General features: G+C 38.8%; 23 protein-coding genes and 2 pseudogenes. 21 read left to right on the top strand and 4 right to left on the bottom strand.

Annotated elements, in window-relative coordinates:
- The first annotated feature begins 136 nt into the window (after positions 1-136).
- The 17 genes and pseudogenes from polA (at position 137) to fba (ending at position 14202) form a co-directional block, all read left to right on the top strand.
- The gene (gene polA / locus H9L19_RS00260) at positions 137-2815 is read left to right on the top strand and encodes a DNA polymerase I (RefSeq protein ID WP_187529207.1); all 2679 of its coding nucleotides are present in this window, start codon (positions 137-139) and stop codon (positions 2813-2815) included.
- Between the two features lie 12 nt (positions 2816-2827).
- The gene (locus H9L19_RS00255; RefSeq protein WP_187529206.1) at positions 2828-3640 is read left to right on the top strand and encodes a bifunctional hydroxymethylpyrimidine kinase/phosphomethylpyrimidine kinase; all 813 of its coding nucleotides are present in this window, start codon (positions 2828-2830) and stop codon (positions 3638-3640) included.
- Positions 3633-4157 carry an ECF transporter S component gene (locus tag H9L19_RS00250; protein WP_187529205.1) on the top strand — a complete coding sequence of 175 codons (525 nt, stop codon included), beginning with the start codon at positions 3633-3635 and terminating at the stop codon, positions 4155-4157. Before H9L19_RS00255 ends, H9L19_RS00250 begins: the two co-directional genes overlap by 8 nt.
- A gap of 24 nt (positions 4158-4181) precedes the next feature.
- The gene (locus H9L19_RS08225; protein ID WP_338061919.1) at positions 4182-4898 is read left to right on the top strand and encodes an MFS transporter; all 717 of its coding nucleotides are present in this window, start codon (positions 4182-4184) and stop codon (positions 4896-4898) included.
- Positions 4898-5389, top strand: coding sequence for a hypothetical protein (locus H9L19_RS08220; protein ID WP_420855808.1), 492 nt, complete (start codon positions 4898-4900; stop codon positions 5387-5389). Before H9L19_RS08225 ends, H9L19_RS08220 begins: the two co-directional genes overlap by 1 nt.
- 81 nt (positions 5390-5470) lie before the next feature.
- Positions 5471-5629: a hypothetical protein gene (locus tag H9L19_RS00240; RefSeq protein ID WP_187529204.1), complete on the top strand. Its 159-nt coding sequence runs from the start codon at positions 5471-5473 to the stop codon at positions 5627-5629.
- A complete protein-coding gene (locus H9L19_RS00235) occupies positions 5622-6893 on the top strand; it encodes a tetratricopeptide repeat protein (RefSeq protein ID WP_187529203.1) in 1272 nt (423 codons plus the stop codon). Before H9L19_RS00240 ends, H9L19_RS00235 begins: the two co-directional genes overlap by 8 nt.
- A gap of 15 nt (positions 6894-6908) precedes the next feature.
- On the top strand, positions 6909-7562 hold the full coding sequence (locus H9L19_RS00230; RefSeq protein WP_187529202.1) for a hypothetical protein: 654 nt from the start codon (positions 6909-6911) through the stop codon (positions 7560-7562).
- Positions 7563-7710: 148 nt separating this feature from the next.
- On the top strand, positions 7711-8136 hold the full coding sequence (gene ndk / locus H9L19_RS00225; RefSeq protein ID WP_187529201.1) for a nucleoside-diphosphate kinase: 426 nt from the start codon (positions 7711-7713) through the stop codon (positions 8134-8136).
- Positions 8137-8365: 229 nt separating this feature from the next.
- Entirely contained in the window at positions 8366-9067 is a 702-nt protein-coding gene (locus H9L19_RS00220; RefSeq protein WP_187529864.1) for a tRNA (adenine(22)-N(1))-methyltransferase, read from the top strand.
- Positions 9054-9854 (top strand): Nif3-like dinuclear metal center hexameric protein, encoded by an 801-nt coding sequence (locus H9L19_RS00215; protein ID WP_187529200.1) that lies wholly within the window; start codon positions 9054-9056, stop codon positions 9852-9854. Before H9L19_RS00220 ends, H9L19_RS00215 begins: the two co-directional genes overlap by 14 nt.
- A gap of 40 nt (positions 9855-9894) precedes the next feature.
- Positions 9895-11129, top strand: a pseudogene (gene pepT / locus H9L19_RS00210) (peptidase T).
- 4 nt (positions 11130-11133) lie between these two features.
- Positions 11134-11775: a hypothetical protein gene (locus H9L19_RS00205; protein ID WP_187529199.1), complete on the top strand. Its 642-nt coding sequence runs from the start codon at positions 11134-11136 to the stop codon at positions 11773-11775.
- 237 nt (positions 11776-12012) lie between these two features.
- Complete coding sequence (gene rpmG, locus H9L19_RS00200; protein WP_006845447.1) at positions 12013-12162, top strand: 50S ribosomal protein L33; 150 nt, start codon at positions 12013-12015, stop codon at positions 12160-12162.
- A gap of 2 nt (positions 12163-12164) precedes the next feature.
- Positions 12165-12434 carry a 30S ribosomal protein S14 gene (gene rpsN, locus H9L19_RS00195; RefSeq protein WP_187529198.1) on the top strand — a complete coding sequence of 90 codons (270 nt, stop codon included), beginning with the start codon at positions 12165-12167 and terminating at the stop codon, positions 12432-12434.
- Positions 12435-12677: 243 nt separating this feature from the next.
- On the top strand, positions 12678-13307 hold the full coding sequence (locus H9L19_RS00190; protein WP_187529197.1) for a 5' nucleotidase, NT5C type: 630 nt from the start codon (positions 12678-12680) through the stop codon (positions 13305-13307).
- 13 nt (positions 13308-13320) lie between these two features.
- Positions 13321-14202: a class II fructose-1,6-bisphosphate aldolase gene (gene fba / locus H9L19_RS00185; protein ID WP_187529196.1), complete on the top strand. Its 882-nt coding sequence runs from the start codon at positions 13321-13323 to the stop codon at positions 14200-14202.
- A gap of 90 nt (positions 14203-14292) precedes the next feature.
- Here fba and lepA read toward each other — a convergent pair whose 3' ends face one another.
- The gene (gene lepA / locus H9L19_RS00180; RefSeq protein WP_420855807.1) at positions 14293-16065 is read right to left on the bottom strand and encodes a translation elongation factor 4; all 1773 of its coding nucleotides are present in this window, start codon (positions 16063-16065) and stop codon (positions 14293-14295) included.
- A 216-nt stretch (positions 16066-16281) separates the two neighbouring features.
- On the opposite strand from lepA, the gene H9L19_RS00175 reads away from it, so the two are divergent.
- Positions 16282-16908 (top strand): carbonic anhydrase family protein, encoded by a 627-nt coding sequence (locus H9L19_RS00175; RefSeq protein ID WP_187529195.1) that lies wholly within the window; start codon positions 16282-16284, stop codon positions 16906-16908.
- Positions 16909-16991: 83 nt separating this feature from the next.
- Complete coding sequence (locus H9L19_RS00170; RefSeq protein ID WP_187529194.1) at positions 16992-18287, top strand: glycosyltransferase; 1296 nt, start codon at positions 16992-16994, stop codon at positions 18285-18287.
- A 110-nt stretch (positions 18288-18397) separates the two neighbouring features.
- On the opposite strand, the gene H9L19_RS00165 is transcribed toward H9L19_RS00170, so the two are convergent.
- Positions 18398-19345 (bottom strand): aminotransferase class I/II-fold pyridoxal phosphate-dependent enzyme, encoded by a 948-nt coding sequence (locus H9L19_RS00165; protein ID WP_243198181.1) that lies wholly within the window; start codon positions 19343-19345, stop codon positions 18398-18400.
- A gap of 53 nt (positions 19346-19398) precedes the next feature.
- A complete protein-coding gene (locus H9L19_RS08215) occupies positions 19399-19812 on the bottom strand; it encodes a GntR family transcriptional regulator (RefSeq protein ID WP_243198180.1) in 414 nt (137 codons plus the stop codon).
- A gap of 285 nt (positions 19813-20097) precedes the next feature.
- Between H9L19_RS08215 and H9L19_RS08475 the strand changes: the two are divergent.
- Positions 20098-20169: pseudogene (locus tag H9L19_RS08475) on the top strand (hypothetical protein); the annotation flags it as partial.
- Positions 20170-20196: 27 nt separating this feature from the next.
- Positions 20197-21741: a hypothetical protein gene (locus tag H9L19_RS08355; RefSeq protein ID WP_276509297.1), complete on the top strand. Its 1545-nt coding sequence runs from the start codon at positions 20197-20199 to the stop codon at positions 21739-21741.
- Here the strand turns inward: H9L19_RS08355 and H9L19_RS00155 are convergent.
- Positions 21706-22284 (bottom strand): hypothetical protein, encoded by a 579-nt coding sequence (locus H9L19_RS00155; protein WP_187529192.1) that lies wholly within the window; start codon positions 22282-22284, stop codon positions 21706-21708. The two genes, H9L19_RS08355 and H9L19_RS00155, sit on opposite strands and share 36 nt — an antisense overlap.
- Positions 22285-22508: the final 224 nt, after the last annotated feature.

Here is a 22508-nt window from a genome sequence, read left to right as displayed (position 1 = left end):
TAAGAGGGGAAATATGATTCTCGTCGACAATCGGTATGCTAGGGAATAATCTTTGAAAGAGATGACCATTTTGACATGGCATGTCTTTTTTTTGTTACAATGAGAGGAGCAGAAACAAGTTAGAAAGAGGTTTTTAATGGCTAAACCAAAATTACTTTTAATCGATGGCAACTCGTTGGCCTTTCGCGCATTTTACGCGTTGATAAATCAGGTTGACCGTTTTGTGAACCACGAGGGCCTTCATACAAATGCACTAGTTGGTTTTAATAATTTATTAGATGGTATTGTTGATCCGTTTAAACCAGACAAGGCATTGGTCGCTTGGGATGCAGGTAAAACAACATTTCGTACCAACACTTATGATGATTACAAAGGTAATCGAGATAAAACACCAAGTGAGTTAGTGGAGCAATTTGAACCATTAAGAAAAATGGTTGAATTGCATGGTATAAAGAATTATCAACTGGTTGATTATGAAGCAGATGATATCATCGGCACGATTGCTAAACAAGGAGAGCTGGATGGCTTTGCGGTCACAATTGTGACTGGTGATCGTGATATGCGACAACTTGTTAGTGATAACATTACCGTATGGTTAACGAAAAAAGGGATAACCGAAATCGACAAGTATACGCCCGAATTGGTTGCTGAAGTTTATGGTGGGTTGACGCCAGAACAGGTTGTAGAGGTTAAAGGTTTGCAAGGTGACCCATCAGATAATTATCCAGGTGTACCCGGAATTGGTGAAAAAACTGCCATTGCACTGATTCAAGCGTACAATACAATTCCTGAATTGTATGAAAATATTGATGCAATGAAGAAATCAAAACGCAAGGAAAATCTGATTGCTTATAAACATGATGCTTTTTTGTCGCGTGATTTAGCACGTATTAGAACGGATGCACCATTACAAATTAGCTTGAGTGATTTAGACTACCAAGGTATTCAATATGAAGCCTTGATTCCATTTTATCAACACCTTGATTTTAAGCAGCAATTGGTCAAAATGGCTAATCAAGGTTATACCATCTCAGGTGAAAAAGCGTCGGCACAACAGCCAATTGAAGTCCGTGAATTAACAGCAAATAATCTCGCCCATATTGAAAATCTGGGAAATGAGGTTGATTTTTATCTTGAAATGGATGGTGAAAACTATCATCGTGCGGCTGCAGTTGGGTTTGTAATCGGTAATGCAGAGCATGGTTATTTTGCTTCCAGAGATTTAGAATTGTTATATCAAGACACACCAGTTTATCGTTGCCTAGTTAATTCAGACGTTAAAAAGAATGTTTTTAATGCCAAGGCAACTTATGTCGCCTTGCATCGATTGAATGTACCGTTAGACGGTGTCGATTTTGATTTACTCTTAGTCGCATATTTACTCGATGTTAACGACAATAATAACGATCTTGGTGCTTTGGCACATGAAAACAATTATTTTGATGTAGCAACCGATGAAGAAGTATACGGCAAGGGTGCGAAGTTTGCAGTTCCAGAAAATAATCAAGACTTTTTTGAACATCTGGGACGAAAAGCCCAAGCGATTGGGTGCCTAAAAAATGACATGTTTGAACAGCTTAAAGCACATGAACAAATGGCGCTATACACCGATATTGAATTACCATTAACTTTTGTTTTAGCTGAGATGGAAATTACAGGGATAACAGTTAATGCTGACCGTTTATTAAGTATGCAATCAAAGCTCATTGAACGCCTTTCTGAGCTGGAGCAAACAATTTATCAGCAAGCTGGTCATGAATTCAATATCCAATCGCCAAAACAACTTGGTGTGATTTTGTTTGAAGAAATGGGACTTAAACCATTAAAGAAAACTAAGACTGGCTATTCAACCTCAGTCGAAGTCTTGGAGCAAATGACAGATGTGCCAATGGTTGAATCAATCTTACAGTATCGCCAATTAGCAAAAATTCAGTCGACCTACGTTGAAGGCTTGCTACGAGTCATTCATGGGAGTGATTCAAAAGTGCACACGCGCTATTTGCAAACCCTAACGCAAACTGGCCGGTTGTCATCGGTTGATCCTAATCTACAAAATATTCCCGTGCGACTTGAAGAGGGGCGCCAAATTCGGACCGCATTTGTGCCGAGTCATGCAGGCTGGTCAATCTTAAGTGCCGATTACTCACAAATTGAATTGCGAGTTTTAGCCGATATTACTGGTGATCCACATATGAAGGATGCGTTTATTAACGATGAAGATATCCACGCAGCAACGGCTCGACGTATCTTTAATATTCCAGCTGAAGTCCCAGTTGATGGTAACATGCGACGTCAGGCCAAAGCAGTTAATTTTGGGATTGTATACGGTATTTCAGATTTCGGTTTAGCTAAGAATATTGGGACCGATCGCGCGACAGCTAAACAAATTATTGATACGTATCTCAACGAATATGCCGGTGTCAAAACTTGGACAACTGAGATTATCGAATTTGCGCGTGAACATGGCTATGTGGAAACCATTGCCCATCGACGCCGATATTTAGCAGATATTAAAGCTAAGAATTTTAATTTGCGTAGTTTTGCCGAACGCACAGCCATGAATTCGCCAATTCAAGGGTCTGCGGCCGATATTATCAAGATTGCTATGATTAAAATGCAACAAACGCTGCAAGCCAAGCAATTGAAATCAAAAATGTTATTACAAGTCCATGACGAATTGATTTTTGAAGTGCCTGCAGAAGAATTAGATATCATGCATGAATTGATTGTAAAAATCATGGATTCAGCAGTTAAATTAAGTGTCCCTTTGAAGGTAGAGACGCACGAAGGAAAGACTTGGTATGATGCAAAATAAGGGGGGATTATAGTGAAGAAAAAACCCAAAATTATCTTGACGATTGCCGGGGCAGACATTTTTTCAGGTGGTGGCGTGCAAGCTGACTTAGCTACATTTAATACGCTTGGTCTGTATGGATTAAGTGTCATTACAAGCATTGTCACGATTGACGATGAGAAATTAGCAATTCATCCAATGGCGTTAGACGTGGTGAAAGCACAACTAGATGCGATACATGATGTGTCAGCAATAGCTGCAGTCAAAGTGGGGCTGATTCCGAATGTGGACATGGTTCAATTGATCGCCAAATTCTTAGAGACATTGAATACTGAAGTGCCAATCGTGATTGATCCAGTTATGATTTTTAAAGAAGATGACAAAATATCCGTTGAAGCTGTGAAAGTTGCGTACCAAAAATGGCTGTTACCATTGGCAACAGTGACGACACCGAATCTTCCTGAAGCATTGCTCTTAACCGGGGAAAAGGTGGCGACAACAACCGCTGATCTAGAGAGATTAGCAGAGCAAATCATGATTTATGGTTCACAAGCAGTAGTCGTTAAAGGTGGAAATCGGTTGGAGTCCAGCCAAGCAATTGATGTCCTTGTACAAAAGAATCAAACAAAACGAGAAATTTTACAGTCACCAAAATTGGAAAACCAGACCAATACTGGTGCAGGTTGTACGTATTCATCAGCAATTGCTAGTCAATTAGCCTTGGGTGATGATGTGGTGAAAGCCGTAACGACAGCAAAACAATTTGTACAAACTGCGATTGAAAATGGGATTCATGTCGCTGGTGAATTCGGGAATGTTTGGCAAGGGGCAAATCGCAATGAATAAGAAATTGTCATCACGAACAATAGCATTGTTGGCTTTATTAGTTGCCATCAACTTAATCTTGAATTTTTTTCTTCGTCTACCAACGCCGACTGGCTTTATCAGTTTAGTTGAAGTGGGTATCTTTTTGAGTGCGTGGTATCTTGGACCGCACGCAGGGATGATTGTTGGTGGATTAACAGGTTTTTTAATTGACCTGTTGGTCGGGTACCCACAATGGATGTTTTTTTCATTGCTCATTCATGGTTGTGAAGGTTACTTATTTGGCTTGAATTTGAAAAAAATTGCTGGTCGATTTCAATGGCTCATCAGTGCGTTACTTGGAGGGATAGTGATGGTTAGCGGTTACTTGTTGGCAGGTTTATGTTTGCAATTTTTAAATCACGCTGTCGTGCAGACTGCGTTTTTAAGCACACTAACTGAAATTCCAGGTAATATCATCCAGGTCATTGCCGGTGGCATTGTTGCTCGACTAATCTATCAACCATTTTGTCGGTTTATGAACCGCATAACAAAGTAATTAAATATAATTAAAGTAGGATATATGGAAAATAAAACAAAAAAAATAAGCCTTGGTTTTGTGTTAGCAATTGCCTTGGCTGGTTTCGTTATGCGAAGCCCAATCACAACGTTACCAATGATTCTAGAAAACCTAGCCCAACGGCTACATGTTAATCCAGCCAATTTAGGGATTTTGACGACAATTCCGCTAGTCATTTTTATGGTTGTTTCAAATTTTGCAGCGAAAACGGTGGCTTGGCTTGGCCTAAAACGAACGTTAACAATGGCATTAGCAATGATTTTTGTTGGTGGAGGTATTCGAGTGGTTAATCAGTTCGAATTAGTCGTTTTAGGCACGATTTTAATCGGTTTGGGAATTGCTCATTTAAATGTTCTCATGCCTGCTTTTTTGATGGCATATGTGCCAAATAAGATTGCGTTGTACACGACAGCTTATTCATTAGTGATGATGTTTGGTGTGGCTGTATTTAATTTAGTGACGGCACCAATTGTGCATTTTGCGGGCGTAACCGCGGTTATGTTAGTGTTACTTGTTGTGTCTGGCCTTGCGCTTTTGGTTTGGTTAATTTCTATGAATCGCGCGCAAGCAGTTGGAGAAGTGGGACACCAGCCACAACCAAAAATGCCACAAAAGAAGCAGTTGAATGCGTGGCGTCAATTACGAGCATGGCCATTTTTGGTTGTATTTGGGGGCAAGCGTTGCTTAACTATACATTTGTGGCCTGGATGCCAACTTTAATGAGTTTTCATCATTTGACACCAAGTCAAGTTGGTTTTGCTATGTCATTGAATGCATTCGTTGGGATGTTTATTTCAACCATTATTCCTAATTTGCTAGTACAATTGAGTAATCGTGGGATTTCATATCTCATCTTAGGTACTGGTGGTGTTGGATTAATCGGCGCTGTGATGCTTTTTTTCCAAAATACGTCTTCAATCGTCTTTTGGAGTATTGAGTCGATCATTATTGGTATTGTGACAGGCTTTTTCTTTATGTCATTGATGACTTTATTCGCACTAAAAACCAATGATCCTATGGCATCGGCTAGTCTAGCCGGTATGGCACAGACAGGTGGTTATTTGATTGGTGCGCTTGGTCCAGTTTTGTATGGTATGGCTTTTGCTGCGAAACCTACTGGTGTTTTACAAAATGTAATTTATGTTGGTGTCATCTTGATGATAACAATTATGGGCTGGTTTGTTGCGAACACCAAAAAGTTTGAGACCTAAATTTTAAATGTAATTGTGCAATCATGCATAATCAGAAAATATGCGATTTCAAAATTGAGCAGGAACAAAGGATGGCTACTAATGACTGCAAAAGGATCAATCAAGAATAATGATTTTGCGCAAGGTGTGGGGAAAAAGGGAACCACGTCTCGTTCAGATAAAAATGCTATGCGACAGGCTTTTTTGGCTAAAATGAAGGAGCAAGCGCGGGCTGTAAAAAAGGAGATAGACAATGACTAGTTATTCACAGCGTATGTTGGATGAACTTGATGCGGGCCAAATGGATGAAGCGAAGAAATCTTTTGCACTCGCTCTACGTCACGATGATGATGAAACTGTTCATTCGCTAGCTGAGGAGTTGTACGCATTAGGGTTTTCAAATAATGCGAAACGCGCCTATTTAAAGTTATTAGATAAATATCCGGATGAAGACTTGTTACGGACAGAATTAGCAGAAATTGCGATTTCTGAGGATCAAACCGATGAAGCATTGATGTATTTATCAAATATTTCTGCCGATTCAGACGCGTACTTGGAGGCGTTACTAGTTTTTGCTGATTTATATCAGTCGGACGGTTTGCCTGAAGCTGCTGAATTAAAGCTAATGGAAGCCTATCGTCTAGCGCCTGATGAACCTGTTATTCAATTTGCGCTAGCAGAATTTTATAATGGGTCGGCCAAATATTCAGAAGCAATTCCGTTTTATCGTGGCTTATTAGCTACTGGGGAACGTTATTTTTCAGGTGTCGACATTGTTTCTCGGATTGGCGTTGCCTATGCCTTAATTGGAGATAACGAAAAAGCATTAGCTTATTTAGAACAAATTAAAGCGGCAGAAATGACGTCGGATGTTCGATTCCAGCTAGGTATGATTTATGCTGGTAATGAAGAGACGCAAGATCAAGCTGTTGCTGAGTTTGAAAAATTGATTGATTTGGACGCATCGTATGCAGCCGTTTATAATCCACTTGGTCGGTTATATGAACAACGAGAGAAATTGGAGCAAGCGCTAAGTACGTATCAAGCAGGCTTAGCTGTTGATCAATTTAATGTCAAAAGTTATGAAAATGCAGCGCGTGTTGCCCGCCGATTAGGCGACGATACACAAGCAGAACGACTTTATACAACTGGTTTGGCGAACACGTCGGATAACCTAATTTTAGTCAATGACTATACTCAATTATTGCTAGATCATGAACGATTTGTTGAGATGATTAATTTGTTAAATGATTATCTTGAAGATGATGAAATTGATATTGATCCGCAGTGGTATTGGGATTTAGCTCGTGCATATACTGGTATTGAATCATATGAAATGGCTACCAAGTATTGGCATGCTGCGATGCCTTTCTTTATTGATAATGATCAGTTCTTAAAGTCAGCTTATTTCTATTTCCGCGATGAAGGGGAACAGATACTGGCGAAGGAAGCGTTGAAACAATATGTTCAACTAAATCCAGAGGACTACGAGATGGTTGCTTTGTATGAAACTGAAGAAGAATAAGTGAGGCCATTTGAAATGAAAGAATCGGCAATCAATTGGATCAATATAGGCAGTGTCTCGAATCTAGCGGATGACACATTGTCGTTGGCTAACACATGGGTGAGTCAAAATCAGGAATTAAAAATTTTAAATCGATATGTTCTTAAAAAAAGTGATCAATTACCACCAGCTTATGCGCATCATCAGGTAGTCGCATATCAAGTGACATGGCGTAAGGCTTTGCAACAATTTAAAGGGAAATGGCAGTGGCGCGAGGTGACGTCTTATTTGTATATCATTGTAAAATCTGTTACGACGGAAGATCCGCAAGCGGTGACTCAGACAATGACGCAAAAAGTTGTCGAAAATACGCCATCACCTGAGAAAAAAATGATACCACACAAAGAACATGCGACAGATAAATCCAATTTGTCGCATCAAATCAGACAGCAGAAAAATAGCAAACAAGCACATCAGGATACAAAAAAACATCAGCCACATAATGGCACCGGACCCGAACATCGGTTGAAGAGTTTAGATAAGCAAAAAGGTGATCGTGATGGCCGGCGGGGTGAAAAACAGCGTCGACAGAAAACGACTGAAATGAATCAACCACCACATGAATCAATAATTCTGCATGGGCTAGAGAAACGACATCAAAAGATTTTTAATCGGCGTCAATTAGGATGATTTTAAAGTCGTGCAATGTTTAGAATTTATTATGATAAACATAGGCATAGTCTCTCAAGACGTATGTAATAATATTAAATTAAACATGAAAACGATTACATTTTTCGGTATAATAGATTTGTAATCAATGAATTGAGAGGGAATAAAAATGACTGAACGAACATTAGCAATTGTTAAGCCAGATGGTGTGATGCAAAAAAAGGTAGGTGAAATTGTTCGCCGAATTGAACGTAAGGGCTATGATATCATCGATATGAAAATGATCAAAGCAGATGAAACGCTGTTGCGTGCACATTATGCTGAATTAGTTGATCGTCCGTTTTTCCCAGGTCTGATGCATTATATGATGGAACACCCTGTGGTGGCGATGGTTGTTGAGGGCGATAATGTTGTTAAAGGTTGGCGTACTTTAATGGGGACAACGAATCCTACAGAAGCTGCGCCTGGGACAATTCGAGGTGATTTCGGACGTGATTGGCCAGGTGATGAGGTACGCAATGTTGTTCACGGGTCTGATTCACCTGATAATGCTTTACGTGAAATTTCACTATGGTTCCCAGAATTAACACGATAATCGTTGACGGCTTGTCGACATATTCAGGCTACCTAATTAAATGATTGACTGAATAGCTCAATTAGATCTTGTGATTAATATGTATATGGTACTACGATTAAAAGTAGATGCAGGATATGTTAGTTAAGAGGTCTTTTTTTGTGACTTCGTAAAGTCCTTTTGGAGTTACTGAAAAGCAATAGTCATTTGTGATAAAATGAGAACAATATTATAAAATGGAGGAATGGCGATGGATGCATTGAATTTATCCAAACGTTTGGCACTGGTTGCCAGCTTTGTTCCCGATAATGCGCGATTAGCAGATATTGGGTCGGATCACGCTTATTTGCCAGCTAATTTATTACTTAATCAGCGCATTGCGTTTGGTATCGCCGGGGAGGTTGCACCGGGGCCGTTGGCAAATGTCGAACACGAAGTGCATAAGGCTCATTTAGAGTCAAAGTTGATTGCACGCCTGGGTGATGGGTTTGCAGCGATTCAACCGGATGATGCAATCGACACGGTGGTTATTGCCGGGATGGGAGGCCGTTTAATTGCAGATATTTTAGCTTCTGGTCATGAACAAGAACAAAATTATCAACGCCTCATTTTACAACCTAATACAGATGTATTAGTAGTGAGAGCTTGGTTACAGGCGAATGGCTATGCGTTGATTGATGAGGCAATTGTTTATGAAGATCATCATTATTATGAAGTTTTGGTGGCAGAACCAGGTGAGTCGCATTTTTCAGACATTGAATTGCACTTTGGCCCTTATCATCTGAAACGGCAAAATTCTGTATGGCAACAGCATTGGCACGATGAATTAGAGCGAATTCAACATATTCTTGTGCGATTGCAAGCTGCAAAAAAAGCTGAAAGCGCGGCATATCAAGCCTACGCAACACAATCCAGACAGATTCAGGAGGCTTTACAGTATGAAAGCAAGTGACTTGATTGCTAAAATCGAAGCCTATGCGCCTCGTGAGTTGGCATGGGAGGCTGATCCCATTGGCTTGCAATTGGGAGATCCAGGGCAAGAAATTCATACAGTAATGACAGCGTTGGATGTTCGACCTGAGGTTGTTCAAGAGGCGATTGAGAAACACGTTGATTTTATTTTTTCGCACCATCCGTTAATTTTTAAACCTGCACGCGATTTGGATTTATCGTCACCACAAAATAAAATGTACGCTGATTTACTAAAACACCAGATTGTCGTATATAGCGCTCATACGAATTTAGATGCGACCAAAGGCGGGATGAATGATTGGTTAGCTGAGACGTTACAAATCCATGCAACTAAACCATTGTTGCCAAATGATGATGGCGTGACAGGAATTGGCCGTATTGGTCAGCTTGATACAGCACTGACAGTTGAGGAATACGCGCAATTCATTAAAGAAAAGTTTGGTGTGGTTGCCGTTCGTGTGATCGCAAACGATTTACAGCGTTCAATAAAGACCATTGCTGTCCTTGGTGGCGATGGTGGTCGTGAATACCCTGTGGCATTAGCTGCTGGAGCAGACGCATTTGTAACGGCTGATTTGTATTACCATACGGCACATGATGTGTTAGCCGACGACTTTGTTGTCATCGATCCTGATCACCACATGGAAGCGGTCGCTAAGGCGAAGATGGTTAACTTAATTCAAGAATGGAATCGTGCAATGCAATGGCAGCTAGATAAGGTGTTTGCATCCACAATTAACACTGACCCGTATACGTATGTTTTTTAAAACGTCGTACTAGAAATAATTTTTTGAAAAGAGGTTGGAAATGACAAACGATTTATATCCGCACTTAACGGACCGATTTATTAAATACGTGAAAGTGAATACACGTTCAAATGAGATGTCAACGACGGTGCCATCAGATGAAAAAGAGGTCGCATTCTTGGCGGATTTGAGTCAAGAATTATCAACGATTGGGTTGACTAATGTGCGTACTACGAGTGATGGTTATGTATTTGCTGAGTTACCAGCAAACATTGAGCAGTCGGTACCAACAATTGGCTTTATTGCTCACGTTGATACAGCTGATTTTAATTCTGAGAATATTCAGCCACAAATCGTTGAAAATTATGATGGTCATTCGGATATTCGATTAAATGATGAGTATGCACTAACAGCAAAGCAGTTTCCAAGCCTAAAGAAATATCAAGGACATACTTTGATTACTACCGATGGGACAACTTTATTGGGAGCAGATGATAAAGCTGGGGTTGCTGAAATTGTGACCGCTGCAGAATATTTAATTGCCCATCCAGAAATTCCGCATGGTAAGTTAGTCTTTGCTTTTGGACCGGATGAAGAAATTGGGATTGGTGCGGATCACTTTCACGTTTCTGAATTTGGAGCGGATTTTGCATATACGATGGATGGTGGTCCTTTGGGCGAATTAGAATGGGAAACTTTTTCTGCAGCTGATGCGCGGGTTAAGATTCAAGGATTAAACGTGCATCCAGGTTCAGCCAAGGATACCATGATTAATGCAATCCAAGTTGCGATCGATTTCCATGCGGCGCTACCTGTTCATGATCGACCAGAACACACTACTGGTCGTGAGGGGTTTTGGCATCTAATGGGAATTACTGGCACTCCAGAATCCGCAGAATTGCGCTATATTGTTCGTGATCATGATCGTGAGCGATTTAATCAACGTAAGTCCCGATTAGAAACTATCGCTGATCAGATGAATCAGGCGTTTGATGTTCAACGCATTACCGTTGAATTGAAGGATCAGTATTATAATATGGGCGAAATTTTAAAAGATGATATGACGTCTGTTAATTTAGCTAAAGCTGCAATGATTGCGTTAGATATTGAACCAATTATCGAGCCAGTGCGTGGGGGACAGATGGTTCTAAAATCACGTTCATGGGCTTACCAACACCAAATATTTTTGCAGGTGGTGAAAATATGCATGGTCGCTTTGAGTATGTGTCCACTACTGTTATGCAACAAGCTGTTGCAACAATTTTGAAAATCTCTGAGCTCAACTTAAAGGATTAAACAAATGAAACAACAATGGTGGCAAAATCAATATTTGTGGGGGCTGAGTTTGTTTGGCGGTGTGTTAGCTATTTTGCAACCTTTATTTGGCGTACTAGTCTGGCCACTATATCGGCCCATTCAATATATGACATCAGTCTTAACTGCAAGTGACAGTCCATATCGACAAGTGTTTGTGAATTTAGACTTGTTACGTTCCGTGCTGATTATTTTTTTCTTAGTTGCATTGATGCAGTATGCTGTACACGATAAACAGAGTGACCTCCAACATCGATTGCGTGATTTACTAGTCGGATATGTCGCGCTACAGGTTATAATTTGGATAGTACCAACAATGACTATTGCAGAGGTTGTTAAAGAGCCATATATGCTCACGGGACATGATTTACTGCTGATGTTTGTGAGCGGATTTATCGCGATTCTAATGGTGAAAATTAGTTTTCTTTGGCAAACAGCTAACCAACCCACATTAACGCTGGTTTGGCGCTTATCTGGGGCGATGAGTTTGGTATTTATGCTCGCTTTATTCATTGTTAGGGCATTAGATTGGCCATTCGCGGGGGCATTTGATCAATTAAGTACGGATGCTATGTATATGCCGTTTATTTATACAAGTTGGCGTTTTATGCGTTTATATCAGAAGTAGAAATAGCAATTATTGTATTAATCGAATGGGTGTGACACTGTAAAGTGAAATCACTTTACACAATTAGTTGAAATCACTTGCAATTCATCAATAAACCGTGTAGTATTAGTATTTGTAATTTACTAGCTATTGTGACACGACGCAAGCTTGGGATTTAGCCCATGCAGCTAAATCTGTCGTTTACATTAGTGGGTGGTGGCAGCCACCCAAATTCTCATTAATTCAAGGAGTATGTTAATGCGCATTAACATTTTGTTAGAAGCCGCCGAAACAGGTGAGCGTATCTACCTAACTTCTAAGAATCGTCGTAACACGCCTGACCGTTTGGAGTTAAAGAAATATTCTCCAAAGTTGCGCAAAGTTACAACATTCAAGGAGGTTAAGTAACCATGGCTAAGAAGTCAAAGATCGCTAAGGCTAAGAAAATTGAAGCAACAGTTGCTAAGTATGCTGCAAAGCGTGCCGCATTAAAGGAAGCAGGAGACTACGTAGGTCTTTCAAAACTTCCTCGTAATGCATCACCTGTACGTATGCACAATCGTGATCAACTTGATGGACGTCCACACGCTTACATGCGTGAGTTTGGTATGTCACGTTTGAACTTCCGTCAATTGGCACACAAGGGATTGATTCCTGGTGTTAAAAAAGCTTCTTGGTAAACAATTGTTTATCATTAAGTATGAGAACAAACCTATTAACGTAGGTTTGTTTTTTTTATGTTTTAATAATTAGATTTCAATGTGATTAAAATCAACATTCGGGTTGAATTGACAGTAATGGTAAGCGTTTTTCTAATAGTTTAAAGTAATGATAACGTCCGACCTAAATAATAATTTAATTGGATGATGATTGTATAATATCAATAACGTTGTTTGAAGTTGATGACGTCTCAAGGAGGAAAAATGGGAAATAAACCTAAACTATTTTTAGATATGGATAATATGCTTGTTGATACGTTACCCGTTTTGAATCGGGTAGTTGATCGGATCGCAGATTATGGTGTAAAAAAACCAGATCAAATTCCAGGGATTTTTAAACATTTAGTACCAATTGAAGGTGCAGTTCAAGGAGTTAATCAACTATCGCAGGTTTTTGAAATGTATATTTTATCGACTGCACCATGGGAAAATCCAAGTGCATGGACGGACAAAATTGACTGGTTGACCGAATATTTTGGAAATGATGAACACAGTCCATTTTATAAACGTGTTGTGATGACCCATCAAAAAGGTGTTGCTCGTGCAAATGGCGGCATCTTAATTGATGATCGGCCTTATCATGGTGCTGCTGAATGGGATGATATGAATAGTGGCACTGCTTGGATTCAATATGCACATGATGAAAAAATGACATGGCAGGCGGAGGGTCAATTAGTTTCATTATTACTAGCCACCGCAAAAATTTTTGAACAGGAAAAAATGTCGGAGCGAGAGGCATTAGAAAAAGCGAACGCATCTTTTCAGTTAGATTTACACGGGCCAGTTGACATGTTTGAAACATCGACATGGGAAGATAAACCAAAATTAAAGTAACAAGGAGAAGATAATGACAATTGAAGCAGGAACAAAAATGATTCAAAATGCGCGTCAAAAACAGTACGCAATTGGGGCATTTAATACGAATAATTTGGAGTGGACACAAGCTATTTTACGGACTGCCCAGGCTGAACAGGCACCAACGCTGGTTGCTGTATCCATGGGTGCAGTTAAGTATATGGGTGGTTTTAAAGTTGTCGCCAATTTGATCCGTAATTTACACGATGCAATGTCAATTACGGTACCGATTGCAATTCATTTAGACCATGGTACTTTTGAGGGGGCAAAAGCCGCAATTGAGGCCGGTTTCACATCAGTGATGTTTGATGGGTCAGATTTACCGGTCGAAGAGAATTTAACAAAAACACGTGAAATTGTAGCGCTAGCCCATGAAAAAGGTGTATCAGTTGAAGCAGAAGTGGGTTCAATTGGTGGTGAAGAAGATGGCGTCATTGGTGCTGGAGAAATTGCACCAATTGAAGACGTTCGTGCAATGGTTGCGACTGGTATTGACTTTTTAGCGGCTGGCATTGGTAATATTCACGGTGCTTACCCTGATAACTGGCAAGGACTTAACCTTGAGCATCTTAAAGACATTGCAGTTGCTGCCAACGAAGTCGCAGGTCATGAGATGCCGATTGTACTTCACGGTGGTTCGGGAATCCCTGATGATCATATTAATGCAGCGATTAAACTTGGTGTCGCTAAGGTTAATGTGAATACAGAGGCGCAATTAGCCTTTCATCAAGCGATTAGGGATTATGTCTTATCTGATCAAGACTTAATTGGTAAAAATTATGACCCACGTAAATTCCTTGCACCGGGCGTAGCAGCGATTGAATCTGCTCTAGATGAACGCATCAAAGTATTTGGTTCAGGACATCAAGCATAATAAAAATATATAAAAACACCATTAACGTGGTAGAAAATCTCAAACAAGAGGTAGTCTGCATCCAGTGTTAATGGTGTTTTATTTAGTTATTCATATCCAAAATTGCGTCGAACACGGCCTGAGGCAACTCAATATTTGATTTCGCCTGTCCTGATCGGCGTAATTGTTGTTGCTTTTTTGAAACGGTGGTGCCTTTGGCAGCGACTTTTCGGAGGGGGGGATATTTTCACGTGCAACGACACGGCCTTCAACAATCGCCTGAACCGGCATCGCTTGTAATTTCCGTGGTACAAGATCACGTAATTTATTCACTGTATCTTGCGCAATGCGGTCGACTTTATGTCGATGAATGATCATAGTTAAAGCATCGACATTGCCGTAATCAATGGCAATTTCCATTTTCACGAGGTCAGAGTCATCATAACCGGCTATCTCTGTTGATAGGGTAGCAAAGCCGTGTGAGGCTGATTTAAGTTCATTGAAAAAATCATAGGCAATTTCTGAAATTGGCATCCGGTATGTGACAACGAGCATTGAACCAAGGGTATCCAAATCTTCTAAAGTACCTCGACGACCTTCTGCCAGCCGCATAATATCGTTTAACATGTCATTGGGCAATGTCATTTTCGCATGAACGAATGGTTCCTCGACTCGTTCAATATCAGCCCAGTATGGAAATCGAATGGGATTTTCAACATAAATTGGGTTGGCATGATTTTTGAGTGAAATACGAAAAGTTGAGTTTGGCATCGTTGTGAGTACTTCTAAAGCAAATTCTTCCAATAAGCGTTCACGGATGATCTGTAGGTGAAAAATGCCTAGGAATCCACCACGAAAGCCCATACCAAGGGCTTCGGATTGCTCAGGTTCATATTGAAAAGCGGCATCGTTTAAAGCCAGCTTTTCAATTGCATTTTTAAGATCTTTGTATTCTGTATTCTTTGGAAATAGACCAGCATATACCATTGGTTCCACTTGTTGATAACCAGGCAATGTGTCTTGAATCGGCACCTTAGCCAAAGTAACAGTATCGCCAATTCGAACCGTATTCGCATCTTTAATCCCAGTCACGATATAACCTACATCACCAGCTGAGAGTGCTTTTAAGTTAGTCATTTGGGGCGTGAAGATACCAATTTCTTTATTCGTAGTTGTCACTTGGTTGGCCATAAATAAAAGCTCGGATTGGGCGTTAAGTGTACCGTCGAAAATTCGAACTTGAACGATTACACCTTTGTATGGATCGAATTTTGAATCAAAGACAAGGGCTTTTAGTGATGCATTTGGGTCACCAATTGGGGCTGGTATACGATCACGGATGGCGAGTAATACATCATCAACGCCAAGCCCACTTTTTGCTGAAATTTTCAGAATCTCAGATGCCTCAAAATTCGAATCTAAAGCTAAAATTTCTTCAGATGTTTTTTCAACATCAGCCATCTGATTATCAATTTTATTAATAATGGGGATGATAGTTAGATTTGCTTCTTTAGCGAGTCGAAAATTAGCAACAGTTTGGGCCTGAACCCCTTTAGTTGCATCGACCACGAGTAACACACCATCAGTAGCTGATAGTGAGCGTGAGACTTCATAGTTGAAATCGACATGGCCAGGTGTATCAATAAGGTTATATTGATATTCTTGGTCTTTATCATCTTTATAATAATTTCGAACAGCGCGTGATTTGATGGTGACACCATGGGCTTTTTCTACTGCTAAGTCATCAAGCTGTTGAGCCGAACTTTCACGATTACTCACAGTGCTAGTCATCTCCATAATACGATCAGCCAGTGTTGATTTTCCGTGATCAATGTGGGCGATTATTGCAAAATTGCGAATATACTGTGTTGAAATCTCATTCATAATAAATACCCCGTTTGTGTGAAATAATAATTCTAGCATACCATGATGTGATAATAACAAACATTAGTGACTATTAAATTTAATAAGAATATTGCGTGAAATATTTATTTTTTATTAATAATCTGATAATATGAATGTAATTATTTGTCGAATTTTCTTTGAATAATTATTTGCATAAAAAAAGTTGCGATTTGAGCAATGTTGAAAGGAAATCGAATGCGTCATATTAATTACGAAAAACAGGATGATTGGTATGCGGATACTGATTGGCAGTCACCGATTGCATTATCAAAGGTCGATAACGTTATTCAAAAATTATCGAAAAGCCAAATTTCATTAACATTTCCGACTGAACAGGCATTCGCATTTGAAGAATGGGAAATTGGAAGACAATATTTTGCTGACGGAAAACTATTATATAAAGATAAAACTTATAACCTAGTAAGATTTCATTTTCATGATGGAAGTGAACATTGTATTGATAGTGAATTCTTTTCAGCTGAGGTGCATTTTGTTTTCCGATGTGAGGAAGACACTTTGGTATTTGCCATTTTTTTAGAAGCTACCAGTAAATTTCAAAAACATGATATATCAGACGTTATTTGCAAAAATACAAAGATATTAAATTTGGGAATTTTTTTACCTAAAAATTTTGATTATTTCGAATATGTTGGTACACTGACAACACCTCCGTTGATGCGAGATATTCAAACTGTTGTGTTATCAACACCAGTTGTGATATCAAATCAAGACAAACAAGCGATTCATCAATTGTTCCCAAATAATCACCGACAGACCCAATCGCTTAATAAAAGACCGGTATATTTTTATTCAACTGAGTAGTCGAATAATTTGGGACAAATATTGATAGAATGGATAAATCAATAATTATCGGACATGATGGAATATATATGAGGGAATAAAATATGACAATTTGGTATATGAAAGTTGGAACAGCGAGTCGAAATGTGCCATTTCGCTTAAACGGTGCTGCTGGCAAGGCAAGGCAAGACGCGTATGATTTTTTAAGCGAAATTGGAGCGAAAGAATTAAATGAATTTGCATATCGCTGGGATGATGAACCAGATAATGTTTTGAACGGGCGAATGGATGGACTATTGGGAGGTGTAAAAGTTGGAGATGTTATCATTCAGTTATTTCCTAATGGTACGAATTCACCAAAACATGTTGAATATTTTTTTAGAAAAGCACATATATTTGGAGCCAAGGTGGTAGGATATATTCACGATCTTGAATTATTTCGGGGTAATTTTGAGGATTCTGAGAATGGGGAAGTCAACGTACCTTTTCATTATCATACGGCAATCAAAGGGTTGCAAAATTATGATGCATTGATTGCTCCTACTGAAGCTATGGCAAGTCGAATTCGTCGAGATATAAATTTTCAGAAACCGATCATTGTTTCAGGACCACATGGATTTAAAACGCCAATGATTCCAGAGACTAGAAAAAAAAGCAATGTTGTTGTCTTCGCGGGAAGTTTTGAGAAGGCAAGATATATTGATGAACTTTTGGAAGGCGCACCTGAAATTTCATTCAATATTTATGGAGCATCAAGTGGTGAATATGGAGTTAGTGTATTTCTTGCCGAACATAAAAATTCTGAGTATAAAGGAAAGTTCGATCCGGATGCACTCATTACAATGTTAGATGGTTCCTTCGGCCTGGTTTGGGATTCTTTGAGCTACCCACATGTAAGAGGGGGTAAGGGTTTGTATGAACAATTGAACACGCCACATAAGTTTTCAATGTATCTTGCAGCAGAATTACCAATTATTACTTGGTCTAAAATGTCATTAGCACAGTATGTAGTTGAAAACAATATTGGATGGGTTATAGACGATTTGAGTCAACTTCAAGAATTGATCAATGGCATCTCAATAGAAGATTACCAGAGTAAAATTGAAAGTCTGAAAAAAATTGGTTCTTTAATTCGATCGGGCATGCAATTCAAACAATCAGTATTTGAATCTGTTCTTAGTGTTCGCGAAGTTTCTTCATATAAGGAAGAGATCAAGAACATTAATGGATCAGAAGTTGGGCTCGATCAATGGCTTGTGGATATGTATCAGTTTAATCCAGATGGAATTCGACGGTATAATTTCACAGAAGAGGTTTTAGAAAATTATCGTAGTAATCGTCTGAACGACAGTCTGTACCAAAATGCGCGCGAAATTCTACAAAAATTAAATAAGATTTAATGACATTTTATAAATCTGTCGATTTGTGTCACCTTATTTGTAATAAAAACACCTATATAATAGTGATAAGCTATATATAGGTGTTTTCTTGTACATAGAAAAGCTGAATGTTATTTAATTTTGTTGAGAACGTCGGGGGAGAAAAATTTGTCACATTTTGCCAGCAGGCTTAAAGCACAATTTAATTCTTCGAGACTATTTAGAGATGATAAAGAAACTCGAATAAAGTTTGAACCTTCTTTTTTAATACTAAAACGATTAGAATGAATCACTTGTATACCATTTTGATAAAAATAATTCTCGACCTCCTGCATTGAAGGAGAAAATTTCAATGGTATTATTCGATAAAAAGGAAAAAGATTACTTGGGCGTGGAACATTGAAATATTTATCGAATATCTCATTCGCCTGTTTTGTGAGAGTGAATTTTTTTTCTAGAATTTGTTGTGATATATCGGAAGTCAAAATATTAGAAATGATTTCGGCATCTAATGATGAACTTTGAACATTGATATTAAAAATACCATCTTCAATTGATTTTTTGAAGTTCTTGGGATATACCAAAAATGCAATTCTGATTCCAGGAGAAATAAATTTTGACATACTTGCAATATAAACTGTTTGATTTGGTAGTAGTTGTTGAAATGGACTAAGAACATTTTTTTGAGAATATGTTGTTAAAAATGAATGAATATCATCCTCAATAATAATGGTTTCGTACTGCTCGAAAATTTTTGCAAGCTCTTTACGACGAGTTTCACTAATCTGAAATCCAAGAGGGTTATTGCATGATGGCATTAAAAAAGCTCCTGAAATTTGTTTTTTTGTTTGTTCAAGAAGAAGCTTGTCGGGGAGCATACCCTCTGAATCTGATTTAATAGGAACCAATTCGATTTTATTTAAGCGCGCAAGTTCAATGAAGTTCACATAGGTGAAGTCATCGACAACAATGCGATCACCAGGATTGAATAGAGTTGATAGAATAATCGCTAATGCATTTTGAGCACCAGAGACAATTGACATTGAGTCAACATCAGCATGAACACCTTGTGTTTTCAACCAATTAATACCAACAATTCGCTGTTTATCTGTTCCAAGAGGATTATCGTAACTTAAGAGATGGGCATTGTAGCAACGTTCTTGTAAGTCTTTGAAATTGCATCAATCACGAATGAATTACATTCATCAAACGAACTAACAAGACCTAAATCGTAGATATCTGAGTTTTTTGAGCGTTTGGAAACTGTTTTGGAGGCATCAGACCAAAGTGAGATGAAAGTTCCACTGCCAATACTTGTATTTAATATGCCGTTCTCAACTCCCCAACGATACAATTTTCCAATGGTTGAGTAGTGAACATCTAAATAGTAAGCTAATTCTCGCTGAGATGGTAGGCGAGTTCCGGGAGTTAATTTTCCCTCACTGATATCTTTTTTTAAAGTGATTTTCAGTTGCGTTAGAATTGCAGACGTATTTTCACTGAGTTTTGGTTTCCAAGAGAGTTCGTATTGTTCTAAATAATTCATAACTGTATCCTTAAATAAGTGTGTGAAAACTAAAATTATTGTATTAATATTTCGTCTGAGAGTTCAAAATATATACTAAATGTAATTATATTGTATACTATTTTACAAATGATAGGGTAACAATAATGCTATTGTGTTTATATTCAAAAAACATTAGTATATTTAATATGTGGGTATGGTCTATAAATGGAGCTTTGGAGGAGCTGCATTAGGATTGATTTGTGAATAAATATTATGTGCTATTCATAATTAAATAACTCACAAAACATTTTGGAGGAACTTTCGGTGGGAAAGAATACTAATAAATACATTGAAACATCAGCTAAGCAGAGTTTCAAATTGTATAAATCTGGTAAGCAACTCGTAACATCCTGTCTTACAAAAATGAAGGGATGGATACCTTTTACAGAACGTGAAGTATCTACGGGAGAAAATTCGTTTTTGAAGGTTGCAACGTTAGGACTGGGTGCCTTGGCCGGTGGAACATTACTGAATAATATTGACGCATCAGCCAATACTGTTGAACAAAATACAACGGCACACGAAAAGAACGTTTCAACAAAGACAACACTAAATACTGACACATTTGAAATTGGACAAGTTTCAAACACCGCAACGAATGAGAATTCAACAAGTGAGTCAGTATCAGAATCAGAATCAATAAGTGAGTCGGTTTCAGAATCAGAATCAACAAGTGAGTCGGTTTCAGAATCAGAATCAACAAGTGAGTCGGTTTCAGAATCAGAATCAACAAGTGAGTCGGTTTCAGAATCAGAATCAACAAGTGAGTCGGTTTCAGAATCGGATTCAATGAATCAATCTATGACTGATTCGTTAACTGCAAGTGAAAATCTGGCAAATAACGAATCAAATGAACAAAGAAATTCTAGTGACGATGGATATACTGACCATAAGAAACCAGACGAATACAATCCAGGTGGATGGTTTGGTTGGGGAGCAAACAATGGTTTTGATGGAGCACCGGCTGCATCTGCGAACGTTGTGCGTCCGGATGGCTCAGTTGATATTCATGCGCCATGGAAACGTGGAGATAATAATGATGAACGCGATCCATTAGATTTTCGCTTTTATGTGGCCATTCATGGTGAGTCAACCTTCAGATTTGTAGGTGAGAGTCGATGGGGCGATATCACATTAAACGTCAAAGATATGAAGTTGACAGATGGCCTTTATGACTTTCAAGTACGAGCTCATGGGAAAAAAGGACTTCTTGGAATAGGTGACTGGTATAGTTATAGTGCAATTATAACCATTCAAGTTTCATCATCTATCGCTAATGCTCAATCTATTTCAATTTCTGGCGCAGACGTGATGTTGTATAACACCAATACAAATATGAGTTACCTTACTGATCCTGTGGATGCGTATGGAACTGTTTTGTGGAGTGTCGATGATAAAAATCTGGCTGAAATCAATCAGTATGGAGTTCTTACATCAAAGGGAGTTACTGGAACTGTAACGGTTACAGTGGTATTCGTCAATGGTGATGGGTCACAAGTTACTGCATCAAAGGAAGTTAGAATTGCTGATGAGGTCGATGATCAAACTGTTGCGGTAGGAGATCAAGCTACATTCTCAATTACTCCTGGACTTATTTCAGATGATGAAGCAGATGTTACGTATAAGTGGTATAGTGTCAACGATAGGTCAAAGGTGTTGTCTAACGATTCGACGTTAACGGTCACAGGATCAGTAACTCAAAACAGTAAGGCGACAGACTTAACTGGTGTTGACGGCAGCCAGTATTATGTTGTGACTGAAGTTAATGGGCAATCGCACACTTCTAACATTGCAACATTGCATGTAACTAATGATGCGTCAACTAGTGAATCAACAAGTCAGTCACAATCAGAATCGCAAGTTGAATCAACATCAGAGTCTTGGATCATTGGAACAATCACAGATTGATTCACAAGTGGAATCAGAGTATGACTCTGTTAAAGAATCAGAATCAGCTAGTGAATCTGGTTCACAATATCCATCAGAATCAACATCAGAATCAGAATCAGTGTCAGTCAGTGAATCAGCATCAATGTCAGAATCGAGATCTGAATCAGCATCAGAATCAACTTCAAAATCAGAGTCAAGTCGCGATTCCGAAGTGAGGTCTGAATTTGAATCTGAAATGAAATCAGAATCAGAATCAGCATCTCTCTCAGTATCAATGTCAGAATCAAGATCAGAATCAAGATCAGAATCTCTTTCAATGAGGGAGTCAAATAGTGAATCTGTTTCGGTTAGTGAATCAGCATCGTTACACCCATCTGAATCAGCATCAGAATCAGCATCAGCATCAGAATCTGTATCAACATCAGGATCTGAATCAGTATCAGCATCAGAATCAGTAAGTGAATCAGCTTCACAAAACCCAGATGAATCTAATGCAGAATCAGTATCAGAATCAGTATCAGAATCAAAATCAGAATCAGTATCTTTCGCAGAATCAGTCACAGACTCAACAATTGAGTCAATTGTTGATGGAGCATCAGAATCAAAATCAGAATCAGCACAAGAATCAACGTCAGAGTCAACTTATAAATCAGAAGAAGAGTCACTCGTTGATTCAACATTTGAATCTGAGGTTACTTCACGCGTCCAATCGGCTGTTGAATCTAATTCTGATTCAATTTCAGAAAGTCAATCTGTTCAAGAATCAATGAGTGATTCCCTATCCG

This window comes from Weissella diestrammenae (genome assembly GCF_014397255.1).
Lineage (GTDB): Bacteria > Bacillota > Bacilli > Lactobacillales > Lactobacillaceae > Weissella > Weissella diestrammenae.
This window is presented reverse-complemented; position numbering and strand designations above follow the sequence as displayed.